The sequence below is a fragment of the Streptomyces sp. CT34 genome, from assembly GCF_000805335.1.
Classification (GTDB): domain Bacteria; phylum Actinomycetota; class Actinomycetes; order Streptomycetales; family Streptomycetaceae; genus Streptomyces.
Window position 1 is genome coordinate 411,037 of the sequence record NZ_KN708638.1, and the last position, 12,555, is coordinate 423,591.

A 12,555-nucleotide genomic window follows, 5' to 3' on the forward strand; every position below is an offset into this window, starting at 1 on the left:
GAGCGCGACGGCCGGTGCCGCTCGCAGTCCCGCGTTGTCGCCGTCGGACGGCGGGCGGACTGCCCCGGTTCAAACTGGCACCGGGCAAGGTTCGTGTCCCCGGGCTCGGGCAGGGCAGACCTCGCAGGAAGCCCGACGGCCTCGCCGCGGACCAGACGTACGGCGACAGGCCCTGCCGCGAGTCCCCCCCCGCGTCGGGGCATCCGGCACACCACCCCGGAGAAGAACGACAGCCGGGCCGCCCGTCGGGAGAAGGTGCACGAGGCGGACGGCCACCAGGATTCAGTGAAGACCGGCACAAGCAACGCGACACCATCGAAAGGGCGATCAACCGGATCAAGTGCGCGCGAGCCATAGCCATTTGCTACGACAACCGCGGCTATGTCTTCGTCGCCATCGTCACCGCCGCAGCACTCGCTATGCGGCTCCGCACGTGATCGCGCGGACAGGTCCTGGACGACATGCCGTGATGACTCCCGTGAGCTGCGATTGCCGGGGAAACGGAGTCATGAGTTTCACCAATGTTTACCTGACGTACACCGCAGTTGGGCCTACTGTGGCCCAGCTTGTTCAGCTGAGACGTCGGACAGGTGCTCCCCCCACGTGCATTCCCTGTGTGGCCCCGCATGAATCCCCTCAATCCTCTGTGCGTACCCCTGGAGAAACCGTGACCGTGCTCCTGCCGAGGACTGCCGTCCTCACCGGCGTCCTCGCCACCGCCGCCGCACTCGCCCTCAGCGCCTGTGGCGCGACCTCCGACACGTCGACCGGCGCCGGCGGACAGAGTGCGGCCACCGCGACCACGGCCAAGGCATTCGGCGGCATCGACGCCCTGGCCAAGGAGGCCAAGAAGGAGGGCACGCTGCACGCGATCGCGCTGCCCCGCGACTGGGCCAACTACGGTGCGGTGATCGACGGCTTCGAGAAGAAGTACGGCGTCAAGGTCGAGGTCGAGAACCCGAAGGGCGCCAGCCAGGACGAGATCAGCGCGGTCACCTCGCGCAAGGGCCAGGGCGGCGCGCCCGACGTCCTGGACCTCGGCAGTTCCTTCGCACAGAGCGCCGCCCAGCAGGGGCTGCTCGCGCCGTACATGGTCGCCGATTTCGCCGACATCCCCGATGACCAGAGGGACTCGATCGGCCGTTGGTCGAACGACTACGGCGGCTATATCTCCTTCGGCTGCGATGCCAAGCGTGTGCAGACCTGCCCGACCAGTTTCAAGGATCTGCTCAAGCCTGAGTACAAGGGGCAGATCGCGCTCACCGGCAACCCCGGCAAGTCGGGTTCGGCCTTCGGCGCCGTGTACGCGGCCGCCCTCGCCAGCGGCGGTTCCTTCGAGGACATCCAGCCCGGCATAGACTTCTTCGCCAAGCTGAAGAAGAACGGCAACTACACGCCCGTCGCGTCCACCTCAGCCACCATCGAGAAGGGCCAGACGCCGATCAGCATCGACTGGGACTACCTCAACACCGGGTACACCGATGAGTTCAAGTCCAAGGGCCTCGACTGGACGGTCACGGTCCCCTCGGACGGCCAGTTCTCCCAGTACTACTCGCAGGCCATCAACAAGGATGCGCCGCACCCCGCGGCCGCGCGCCTGTGGCAGGAGTACCTCTACAGCGCCGAGGGCCAGAACCTCAGACTCAAGGGATACGCCCGCCCGGCTCTGATGACCGCCATGCAGAAGGCCGGCACGCTCGACAAGGCCGCGGCGGCGAAGCTGCCGAAGGTCTCCGGCACGCCGAGGTTCCCGACCGAGTCCCAGCAAAACAGCGCCGAGTTCGCCATCTCCCAGAGCTGGGGCGAGGCCGTCTCTGGATGACCGCGACTTGCATCAGGGCCGACGTGGTGCTGCCGCTTCCTGCCTGCGGCGGCACCGCGCGGCCGGCTGGTTCGGCCCCGACACCGATGCCGCGGGCGAGATCGACTGGGACATCGCGGTCGTCGTCGCCGGGGCGGGCGGTGCTGGAGTCGGCGTCGAAGCCGAGCCGCTGGTAGAAGGCGAGGCTGTCGGCGTTGCTGAGGATCGCGCCCATCGGGAACGGCATGCCCGGGGCCATGATCCGTGTGTAGGCGACCGCGCCCACGGACGAGTCGGGGTCGACGGCGAAGTCCCAGCCGTGCAGCGAGCCGTAGAAGTCCAATAGGGCGGCGAACGTCCCAATAGGAGCCGCGGCCCGATCCGCGTCAGCGCGTGGGCACGGCGTCCCGGTCCGGTTCTGCGGCCGGCTCCTCAGCCGGGGCGCCGGCGTCGGCGCCGGTGTTCGGAGTCTTGCGCCCTACCTCGGCTCTGCCCGGGAGCACGTACAGCAGGGCGAAGGCGGGGCGGGTGGGGTGATCACCCTGACCAGCATTCACGACATGTGGCCTTCTTCACATGACTGTGGCTCGGGCTCGATGAGCTCGAAGCGGCGGGGATGCCCAGGTTCGTGCGCGCCGAGCGCGCCCCTGGCCGGGGCTCGTCGGACGGGCATCGCGCCGCTCCGGCCGATGCCGCCGCTTGTGGCCGGCTACCGTTGCCGCGACCGCGCCGATGCAGCACAAGCAGACGTCCTGCTCGAAACTGGTCGCTCGGGCCAGGCGACGGCAACGGGTACCGCGAAGGCGGCCCCGCGTGACAGAGGGAGATCCGATGAGCAAGGCCAAGAGGACGGACACCCGGTCGTCTGCGCCGCACGTCGCCGACAGCCACGAGCTGATCCGCGTGCACGGCGCGCGCGAGAACAACCTCAAGGACGTCAGCATCGAGATCCCCAAGCGTCGGCTGACGGTGTTCACCGGCGTGTCCGGCTCGGGCAAGAGCTCGCTGGTGTTCGACACGATCGCGGCGGAGTCGCAGCGGCTGATCAACGAGACGTACAGCGCCTTCGTGCAGGGTTTCATGCCGACGCTGGCGCGGCCCGAGGTCGACGTCCTCGAAGGGCTGACGACCGCGATCACCGTCGACCAGCAGCGGATGGGCGGCGATCCCCGCTCCACGGTCGGCACGGCCACGGACGCCAACGCGATGCTGCGCATCCTGTTCAGCCGGCTCGGGCGACCGCACATCGGCTCGCCCAAGGCGTTCTCCTTCAACGTCGCCTCGATCAGCGGGGCCGGGGCGGTCACCGTCGAGCGTGGCGGGAGGACCGTGAAGGAGCGGCGCAGCTTCAGCATCACCGGCGGTATGTGCCCGCGCTGCGAGGGCCGCGGGACCGTCACCGACCTCGACCTGAGCCAGCTGTACGACGACTCCAAGTCGCTTGCCGAGGGAGCGCTCACCGTCCCCGGTTACAAGGCGGGCGGCTGGAACTACCGGCTCTACAGCGAGTCCGGCTTCTACGACCCGGAGAAGCCGATCAGCAAGTACACGAAGAAGGAACTGCAGGACTTCCTGCACCGCGAGCCGACCAGGATGAAGATCGCGGGCATCAACATGACCTACGAGGGGCTGATCCCGCGAATCCAGAAGTCGATGCTCTCCAAGGACCGGGAGGCGATGCAGCCGCACATCCGGGAGTTCGTGGACCGGGCGGTCACCTTCACCACCTGCCCCGAGTGCGAGGGCACCCGGCTCGGCGAGGCGGCCCGGTCGTCGAAGATCGAGGGGATCAGCATCGCCGACGCCTGTGCGATGCAGATCAGCGACCTGGCCGCCTGGGTGCGCGGTCTCGACGAGCCCTCGGTGGCTCCCCTGCTCGCCAAGTTGCAGCACACCCTGGACTCGTTCGCGGAGATCGGCCTCGGCTATCTCTCGCTCGACCGGCCGGCGGGCACGCTGTCGGGTGGTGAGGCGCAGCGCGTCAAGATGATCCGCCACCTCGGCTCCTCGCTCACCGACACCACCTACGTGTTCGACGAACCCACCACGGGTCTGCACCCCCATGACATCCAGCGGATGAACGATCTGCTGCTGCGGCTGCGGGACAAGGGCAACACGGTGCTCGTCGTGGAGCACAAGCCAGAGATGATCGTGATCGCCGACCACGTCGTCGACCTCGGCCCCGGCGCCGGCACGGCCGGCGGAACGGTCTGTTTCGAGGGGACGGTCGAGGGGCTGCGGACCGCCGGCACCATCACCGGCCGCCATCTCGACGACCGGGCCACCGTCAAGGAGAGGTTCCGCACGCCCACCGGCATGCTGGAGATCCGCGGCGCGACGACACACAACCTGCGCGATGTCGACGTGGACATCCCGCTCGGGGTGCTGGCCGTCGTCACCGGGGTCGCCGGTTCCGGGAAGAGCTCGCTCGTGCACGGGTCGATCCCGGCCGGTGCGGGTGTGGTGTCGGTCGACCAGGGCGCGATCCGCGGCTCACGGCGGAGCAACCCGGCGACGTACACGGGGCTGCTCGACCCGATCCGTAAGGCGTTCGCGAAGGCCAACGGCGTGAAGCCGGCGCTGTTCAGTGCCAACTCCGAGGGCGCCTGCCCCACTTGCAAGGGCGCCGGGGTCGTCTACACCGATCTGGCGATGATGGCCGGCGTCGCCACCACCTGCGAGGAGTGCGACGGGAAGCGGTACGAGGCGTCGGTGCTGGACCACCACCTCGGCGGTCGCGACATCAGCGAGGTGCTGGCGATGTCGGTGACCGAGGCGGAGGAGTTCTTCGGGGACGGCGAGGCGCGCACGCCCGCGGCGCACAAGATCCTTCAGCGGCTCGCCGATGTGGGGCTCGGCTACCTCAGTCTCGGTCAGCCGCTCACCACGCTGTCCGGCGGCGAGCGGCAACGGCTCAAGCTGGCCACACACATGGCCGAGAAGGGCGGCGTCTACGTCCTGGACGAACCGACCGCCGGTCTGCATCTCGCCGATGTCGAGCAGTTGCTCGGCCTGCTCGACCGGCTCGTCGATTCCGGAAAGTCGGTCATCGTCGTCGAGCATCACCAGGCGGTGATGGCGCATGCCGACTGGATCATCGATCTCGGCCCCGGCGCCGGTCACGACGGCGGCACGATCGTTTTCCAGGGCACGCCCGCGGATCTGGTCACCGCGCGCTCGACCCTGACCGGTGAGCATCTGGCGGATTACGTCGGCGCCTGAACGAGAAGGGTGGGCTGGGTTTTCCCTAGGCCGCTATGCCGTCGGCGGGCCGGTCTCCCAGGCAATGCGCTGGTCCATCTCGTGCTCATCCGGGCACGTCTGGCCGTCAACCGGGCAGAACCATTCCGGGTCCGCCCAGTAACGAGGCCAGATGGCCTCCGTCTGCTCAACGCACATCGTGCACAGCGTTTCGACATTCAGGTTGCTGGTGTGCACCTGCCCCGGTACCCACACCACACGCCACTCGTGCAACCCGGTGTCTCCCCTGAGGCTTGAACACACTCAACTATCAGGGAAGCCCACGGCTTCGCCGATCCGGTCGGGTTCACCACGCACAGCCTTTCAACGCCTTCACGCTCTGCGGTGTGGATCTCTCTTCCCCTTCCTGCCGTGGTCTGTCTTCCTTGTATGGCAGCCCTTTCGGTTCAAGCGGTGGTTAACCGCTCCGTCAGGGAGGGAGAACGGCATGGCAACGGCCCGGATGGAACACTCTCCGTCGGTCCTGGAGCGGGTGGAAGACCCGGGTGCCCTGCGGTCGCCGCCGGATGGGGAACTTGCCGTGCCGGCAACGGAGATCAGGCAGTTCCTGGTGGCGAAGGTGTCCGCTGCCGGTGGCCATCTGGGGCGGAATCTGGGAGTGGTCGAGCTGACCTCGGCAGCGCACCGGGTCGTCGACTCCCCGGCTGACGCGCTGGTCTTTGACATCGGTCAACGGGCATACGCCTTCACGGCGACGGCCGAGCCCTCGGAAGAGATCACCCCAGACAGCGCCACGGCAGGTGAACAGCCTTGACCACCACATCCGTTGAGCCGGTTGCGAAGCCGCTGGACCTACCGGACCTGCGCCGCCGGGTCGATGCCGTCCTGTACCGATTCCTGCAGACCAAAGCCGCCGCCGCGGCGGCCCGTAATCTGCCTGGGCAAGCTGCCCAGGTGCTGGCCGAGTTCTTCACCACCGGTGGAATGCGCCTGCGGCCCGTGCTGTGTGTGCTGGGCTGGCAAGCGGCGAGCGGTGCGCTGCCGCCCAAGCCTGTGGTGCGGGTGGCGGCTGCCGTGGAGATGTTCCACGCCTGCTACGTCATCCACGACGACCTCATCGCCCGGAGCCACACCCGCCGTGGCCATGCCACCGTGCACCGCACGCTCGCCCGGCAGTACGAGGCCGGCCGGCCCGGTCCGCTCGCCGAGCGCCTGGGCACCGCGTGCGCTCTGCTGATCGGCGACCTCGCCCTGTCCTGGAGTGACGAGCTCCTGCACACCGCGGGCCTGACCGGCCGCCAGCTCGCCGCCGTGCTGCCGTTCATGGATGCCATGCGGGCCGAGGTGATCCACGGTCGGTACCTGGACGTGACCGCCGCCGGGGCCCCGACCGCGGATCTGGAGCGGGCGATGGCGATCATCCGCTTCAAGACGGCCACGTACACCGTCGAGCGGCCCTTGCGTCTCGGCGCCGTGCTCGGGGGCGCCCGGGAGGCGCTGCTGCGGGAGTTGTCCGCGTATGCGATTCCGCTGGGCGAGGCGTTTCAGCTGCGCGATGATCTCCTCGGCGTTTTCGGTGACCCGAAGGTGACGGGCAAGTCCCACGTGGAAGACCTGCGGGACGGCCGGCACACCATGCTCGTCGCCCTCGCGCTGCGCGACGCCTCGCCGCGCCACGCGGCCATCCTGCGCCGCCAGATCGGCAACCCGCGGCTGACCGCGGCGGAGGCGGCGCAGGTCCGCGACATCCTCACCGTCACCGGGGCCCGCGCCCAGGTCGAGGAGATGATCGCCGAGCGGCGTGCGCGGGTGCTGCGGCTGCTCTCCTCCGCACGTTGCATCCGCCCCGTGGCCCAGCCTGCACTGCGGCGGCTGGCCGACACCGCGACGCGGCGTACCTCATGAGCAGAGGGTTGCATCGAAGCCGCCTCGAAACGGTGTTACACCAAGGAAAAGGCAGTCTTCAGCCAGCTCGCTCGGCGCCTACCCACTCGTGTGCTGGTCTGTGGGGCACGAGCGGGGTCGCCGTTTCGCCGCGCGTTTCGTGTGGGCCTACTCATAACCCTCCACATCCGTCCGGCCGGACACCACAGCCCGCGCGATCACCGACAAGGCCAGCTCCCGCTCCTCGTTGACGACCAGCCAGCCCTTATCCAAGAGGGATTGCAGCAGCGGGCGGACCTCGTCACCCAGCTCGTCCGCCAAGTCGTCGTCGGTGGGGGATCGGCCGGCGCGGAGGAGGGCGGCCACCCGAGAGACGAGCGCTTCCTCCTCCGCGGTGAGGTTGAAGTCCATGATGGGAAGGTATGCGAGTTCCCTCTCCCCGGCACGCTGACGCCCCCGTCGCATGAGCGGGACTTCGCGCCGGGTCGGATACACGTTTACTGATTCTCCTGTTCAGCGCCGAGCTGAAGCCTGGCACGGTGCTGCGCAAGAGGCCGGCCGGCCGTGCGGGGCATCCGCGCCCCGCCCGTGCTGTCCTCGCGGCGCTCTCGGTGCGCTCTCGGTGCACCCTGCTCTCCCGTGCTCTCCAGTGGCGCTCTGAACGTCGCTGCCCTGCCCGCCAGTTCACCTGCGGTTCGTCCGCACCGGTTCACCGCACTCCGCGACGAACCCTTGTGCTCGTTTCTGTTCTACACAACACTCTCAATGAACAGAAACGAACAGCACTGAACATTTCCGAGTCATGGGCGACGACCGGTCGAGCCGAGGAGAGCAGACATGACGCAGTTCAGCCGACGTGGATTCCTGAGCGCGGCCGTGGTGGGTACCGCGGCCGTGGGTGTCGCCCTGGGCGGCGGCCGTACCCCCCTCGCCCAGGCCGAAAGCCCGAGGGGACTGACCATCCGCGGCAAGGAGTTCCTGCTGGACGGCAAGCCGTTCCGGATCCTCTCGGGTGCCTTCCACTACTTCAGGACGCACCCCAAGGACTGGCGCGACCGGCTGCTGCGGATGCGGGCCATGGGCCTGAACACGGTGGAGACCTACGTCGCCTGGAACTTCCACCAACCGTACGAGAGAAAGGCCGACTTCACCGGATGGCGCGACGTCGCCGCCTTCATACGGACCGCGGACGAGGTCGGGCTGAAGGCGATCGTGCGACCGGGACCGTACATCTGCGCGGAATGGGACTTCGGCGGCCTGCCCGCCTGGCTCCTCAAGGACAAGGACGCGCCGCTACGACGTTCCGACCCCGCCTACGAGCGAGCGGTCGACACCTGGTTCGCCGAACTGCTCCCCCGGCTCGTCGACCTGCAGGCCACCCGCGGCGGGCCCGTCATCGCCATGCAGGTCGAGAACGAGTACGGCAGCTACGGCGACGACCACGTGTATCTGGAACACCTGCGGGACACCATGCGGGCGCAGGGCATCGACAGCCTGCTGTTCTGTTCCAACGGAGCCACCCAGGAGGCGCTGAAGGCCGGCAGCCTTCCCGATCTCCTGTCCACCGTCAACTTCGCCGGGGATCCCACCGGTCCGTTCGCGGAACTGCGCAAGTTCCAGCCGGACAAGCCCCTGTTCTGCACGGAGTTCTGGGACGGCTGGTTCGACCACTGGGGAGAGCGGCACCACACCACCGACCCGGTACAGACCGCCGCCGACGTGGCGAAGCTCCTCGAAGCGGGAGCGTCGATCAACTTCTACATGGTGGTGGGCGGCACGAACTTCGGCTGGTCCGCCGGCGCCAACCTCAGCGGCAGCGCCTATCAGCCCACCGTCACCAGCTACGACTACGACTCCCCGATCAGCGAATCCGGCGAACTCACCGAGAAATTCCACACCGTGCGCGCCGTGCTCGCCAAATACACCACCCTGCCGCATGCTCCCCTGCCGCCCACGCCACGCCGGATGCCGCCCCAGCAGGTCGCCGTCCACGAGTCGGTGCCGCTGATGGACGCCCTCGACGCGCTGAGCACTCCGCTACGGCGTCCCACGCCCGTCCACATGGAGGCCCTCGGGCAGCCGCACGGACTGATCCACTACCGCACTCGGGTGCGCGGACCCCAGGGAACCAAGGGCCTGAGGATCACGGGACTGGGCGACCGTGCGCTGGTGTTCGGCGACGGCAAGCGGATCGGCACCTTCGACCGCAACCAGCCCGACCACACAGTCGACTTCACGGTGGCCGGCCCCTCCAACACCCTCGACCTGCTGGTGGACCCGACCGGGCGGGTCAACTTCGGACAGGGACTCAACGACCCCAAGGGCATCAGCGGGAAGGTACTCCTCGACGGCCGAGAGCTGCGCGACTGGGAGATCCGCCGACTGCCCCTGGACAACCTCGCCGCTCTGCCATTCCACGGCGCAGACAACCCGACCGGCCCCGCCTTCCACCGGGCCCATGTTCACGTCGGCACTCCCGCGGATGGCTTCCTCGCTTTTCCGGGCTGGGACAAGGGCATGGTCTGGCTCAACGGCTTTCCGCTCGGCCGCTACTGGTCCCTCGGGCCGCAGGTCACCCTCTACGCGCCGAGCCATCTGTGGCGGAAGGGGCGGAACGAACTCATCGTGCTGGAGATGGAACGGACCGGGGACCGGATCGAAGTACGCTCCGCGCCCGATCTCGGTGAGCCGACCAAGCTCTCGTAGAGCGACCGGCAAGGCCCCCCGTCTGCTTCCCCGCTTCCACGAGCACGCAGATCGCGTCGTGTTGGTGGCGCGGGCGCGGTGAACCCCCATCTGTCCCTCCGCGGCAGAACCACTCCGTCACCGTCCCCCGGATCCGCCCGCCGTCCGAATGCTGGACCACGGCACCGGGGGACGTGGACCCTTCGTCGGCCACTACGTCGACTCGCGGTCGGCACAGGCGTGTTCTTCACGTTCCGCATGCCTCATGCGGCATACGTTAAGAGCTCTGGCGTGTGCTGAACGCCGGTGAGTCGCCCCGTGCGACTTCGCGGGAAAACCGCCCTGAGCCCGCTCCATCCACTACGGGGAGCTGTTGAGCCGACGGAGGAATAACCAGATGGACCGCGGCAGCAGTGCCATGCGCACCCCTACCCTCAGCGGTGTCTCCGAAATGCTGATGTGGAATCTGTATCAGCGTGCATGGGAAGCGCGCCGCCGCCGACCGGTGCTCCACGACCCCAAGGCCACGGAACTGGTCGACATGCTCGACTACCCTTTCGAAGCGCACTTCGGGCGTCCCATCGGTCTTGTCGCGCAAGGCCATGCGCTGCGTGTCCTCACCTTCGACATCGCAGTTCGAGAATTCCTCACCGCGCACCCCGACGGCACCGTCGTGCAATTGGCCGAGGGGCTGGAAACCCAGTTCTGGCGCTGCGACAACGGCCGCGCCCAATGGCTCGGCGTTGAACTGCCCGAAACCGCCGAGCTGCGCCGATCCCTGCTACCGGACGGCGACCGCCGGCGTACCCTCGCTTGTTCCGCACTCGACCTGTCCTGGTGCGACGAGGTCGACAGTTCACGGGGTGTCCTCATCACTGCCCAGGGCCTGTTGATGTACCTCCACCCTGGCCAGGTGAGCGAGTTGATCGCCCGCTGCGCCGAAGCCTTTCCCGGGAGTTCCCTGGTCTTCGACACCGTGCCGCGCTGGTTCAGCGCCCGCACGCTGACCGGCACCATGCGCACCAGACGGGGATTTCCGGTACCTCCCATGCCGTGGGGAGTCAATCGCAGCGAACTTCCGCACCTGCATACGGCGCATCCGGCCATCACATCGGTCCGTCAAATCCGGCCGCCGGCGGGACGAGGTCTGTATCACGGAAAAGCCGCCCCCCTCCTCGCCCATCTCGGCATCCGCAACGCACTGGTACTGGTCACCGCAGAAGCGCAGTTCGCACATTCCAGCCAGAAAACAGCAGGCATCTGCACACCACCCCTCTCCGAACTCGCACACGTGGGAGCGGGAGAGTTTCATCATGCGTAGTCAGGCGACCTGGCCGGTCCGTGTGTCAGCTGACGGTGCGCCTCTCAGGCCGCGCGCCCAGCGGCTGGAGGGAATGCTGCGGTGAACGTATTGCTGGTGACCCATGGCTCGCGGGGTGATGTCCAGCCGTATCTGGCGCTGGCGTCGGGCTTGACAGCGGCCGGACACGCAGTGACGTTGATGGGGCCACAGGCTTTCGCGGGGTTGGCCCGCGCGGCGGCGGTGCCGTACGTTCCGGTGGTGGACGGGCCCCTCGCGCTCCTCACCGATCCGGTTGTTCTCAGAGCCAATGAGGATCGCCGCGGGCTGCGGGGAATCATCCGGGCAGCGCGGTGGCTCAGGCGGCACAGACCGCACTACGTGAAGGTCCTGGAAGATCTGACAGCCAAGGTCAAAGGGCATTCCCGCCCCGATGTCGTGGTGTTCACACCCTGGGTGCCCGCGCATCACCTCGCAGAGTGGCTCAAGGTCCCCGCTGTTCCGGTGTGCTTCCAGCCCGGCTGGGTGCCCACCCCCGACTTCGTCAATCCTTTGGCACCCGGACGACTGCCCTCGTCGCTGAGCCGGGTTTCCTACGCACACGCCGAGTTGCCAGTCCGTCTGCTGTACGGCTCGGCACCGGCGCGAGTGCGATGCGAATCGCTGGGGCTTTCCCGTCGCGGGTGCAAGCTCAGTATCCTGTCCCGGCCCGACGGAATGCCGGCCACCGTGTTGCAGGCCTTCGACCCCTGTGTACTGCCCGGAACTCCTCGGTATCCCGCCACCACTCACACCACGGGCTTTTGGCATCTGCCGGCCACCGGTGAGTGGCGCATGCCCGCGGACCTCCGCTCGTTTCTCGACGCGGGGAAACGACCTGTGTACATCGGATTCGGCAGTATGGCCGGGAGCCGTACCGCCGCGAAGACCAGGGCCGTTCTGGCAGCCGTCCGGCAGGCCGGGGTGCGCGCTGTGATCGCCACCGGCTGGGGTGGGGTGCGGGCTCCTGACGGGGAGCAGGGCCGCGGCGTTGACGACGTGTTCTTTGTGGACGAGGTGCCGCACGAAGAGCTTTTTCCGCACATGGTCGCGATCGTGCATCACGGTGGCGCCGGAACCACCGCATCGGCCCTGCGCTCAGGACGTCCGCAGGTCGTTTGTCCGTTCACTTTTGACCAGCCGTTCTGGGCCAGGCGCATGCACGCCCTGGGTCTGGCGCCGGCACCATTGCCGCAGTACCGGCTCACTGCGGGACGTCTGGCCGCAGCACTGGACCGCGCAGTGAACGATCACGAATTGGCCGAATGCGCCAAGGAGTTCGGTCTCCGGATTTCCGCCCGGGACGGAGTGAGAAAAGCCGTCAAGGTGCTCGAAACCGTTGCCGAGTCCTCCTAGAGACCTTCAACGGCCAGCGTTTCGGCGCCATGTTGCCGACGGCGTTGACACCGTAGACGAGGTGGAGAGAACCGGGGAGAGATGGTAGATGTCCTGGAAGACGAAGGTGGTGCCGGCGATATAGGTGAAGACGGCGGCACCACCGCAGGCAAGAGCCAGCACCGGCGTGAGGATGGCTCGCTGCACGGCAACCTGGCCGATGCTGCACAGGCTGGTAACCGGCCCGCCGGTGAGGCGGGCGGGGGGGGGATGGGAATCAGGGATCCAACGCCATACGCCCACCGCCAAG

General features: G+C 67.9%; 10 protein-coding genes and 1 pseudogene. 7 read left to right on the forward strand and 4 right to left on the reverse strand.

Going from position 1 to position 12,555, the window contains the following annotated elements; translation table 11 throughout:
• The first annotated feature begins 667 nt into the window (after positions 1-667).
• Positions 668-1,822: an ABC transporter substrate-binding protein gene (locus tag RZ84_RS01865; protein ID WP_043262823.1), complete on the forward strand. Its 1,155-nt coding sequence runs from the start codon at positions 668-670 to the stop codon at positions 1,820-1,822.
• A gap of 365 nt (positions 1,823-2,187) precedes the next feature.
• On the opposite strand, the gene RZ84_RS40085 is transcribed toward RZ84_RS01865, so the two are convergent.
• Entirely contained in the window at positions 2,188-2,358 is a 171-nt protein-coding gene (locus tag RZ84_RS40085) for a hypothetical protein (RefSeq protein ID WP_157878746.1), read from the reverse strand.
• A gap of 274 nt (positions 2,359-2,632) precedes the next feature.
• Between RZ84_RS40085 and RZ84_RS01870 the strand changes: the two genes are divergently transcribed.
• Positions 2,633-5,023, forward strand: a complete 2,391-nt coding sequence (locus RZ84_RS01870) for an ATP-binding cassette domain-containing protein (RefSeq protein WP_043262824.1) — start codon at positions 2,633-2,635, stop codon at positions 5,021-5,023.
• A 33-nt stretch (positions 5,024-5,056) separates the two neighbouring features.
• On the opposite strand, the gene RZ84_RS01875 is transcribed toward RZ84_RS01870, so the two are convergent.
• Positions 5,057-5,239, reverse strand: coding sequence for a hypothetical protein (locus RZ84_RS01875; protein WP_157878747.1), 183 nt, complete (start codon positions 5,237-5,239; stop codon positions 5,057-5,059).
• Positions 5,240-5,489: 250 nt separating this feature from the next.
• Here RZ84_RS01875 and RZ84_RS01880 point away from each other — a divergent pair, with 250 nt between their 5' ends.
• Both RZ84_RS01880 and RZ84_RS01885 read left to right on the forward strand, forming a co-directional pair.
• Complete coding sequence (locus tag RZ84_RS01880; protein WP_043262826.1) at positions 5,490-5,816, forward strand: 1-deoxy-D-xylulose-5-phosphate synthase N-terminal domain-containing protein; 327 nt, start codon at positions 5,490-5,492, stop codon at positions 5,814-5,816.
• Positions 5,813-6,907, forward strand: coding sequence for a polyprenyl synthetase family protein (locus RZ84_RS01885; protein WP_043262827.1), 1,095 nt, complete (start codon positions 5,813-5,815; stop codon positions 6,905-6,907). The genes RZ84_RS01880 and RZ84_RS01885 overlap by 4 nt, the downstream gene beginning before the upstream one ends.
• Before the next feature lie 147 nt (positions 6,908-7,054).
• On the opposite strand, the gene RZ84_RS01890 is transcribed toward RZ84_RS01885, so the two are convergent.
• Positions 7,055-7,297 (reverse strand): hypothetical protein, encoded by a 243-nt coding sequence (locus RZ84_RS01890; protein ID WP_043268861.1) that lies wholly within the window; start codon positions 7,295-7,297, stop codon positions 7,055-7,057.
• 426 nt (positions 7,298-7,723) lie between these two features.
• Here RZ84_RS01890 and RZ84_RS01895 point away from each other — a divergent pair, with 426 nt between their 5' ends.
• The 3 genes from RZ84_RS01895 to RZ84_RS01905 all read left to right on the forward strand — a co-directional run bounded on the left by RZ84_RS01895 (position 7,724) and on the right by RZ84_RS01905 (position 12,266).
• Complete coding sequence (locus RZ84_RS01895; protein WP_107068056.1) at positions 7,724-9,592, forward strand: glycoside hydrolase family 35 protein; 1,869 nt, start codon at positions 7,724-7,726, stop codon at positions 9,590-9,592.
• Between the two features lie 376 nt (positions 9,593-9,968).
• Positions 9,969-10,892, forward strand: coding sequence for a class I SAM-dependent methyltransferase (locus tag RZ84_RS01900; RefSeq protein WP_063772648.1), 924 nt, complete (start codon positions 9,969-9,971; stop codon positions 10,890-10,892).
• Positions 10,893-10,973: 81 nt separating this feature from the next.
• The gene (locus RZ84_RS01905; RefSeq protein WP_043262828.1) at positions 10,974-12,266 is read left to right on the forward strand and encodes a glycosyltransferase; all 1,293 of its coding nucleotides are present in this window, start codon (positions 10,974-10,976) and stop codon (positions 12,264-12,266) included.
• Positions 12,267-12,272: 6 nt separating this feature from the next.
• On the opposite strand, the pseudogene RZ84_RS40090 reads toward RZ84_RS01905, so the two are convergent.
• A pseudogene (locus RZ84_RS40090) lies at positions 12,273-12,555 on the reverse strand (hypothetical protein); the annotation flags it as partial.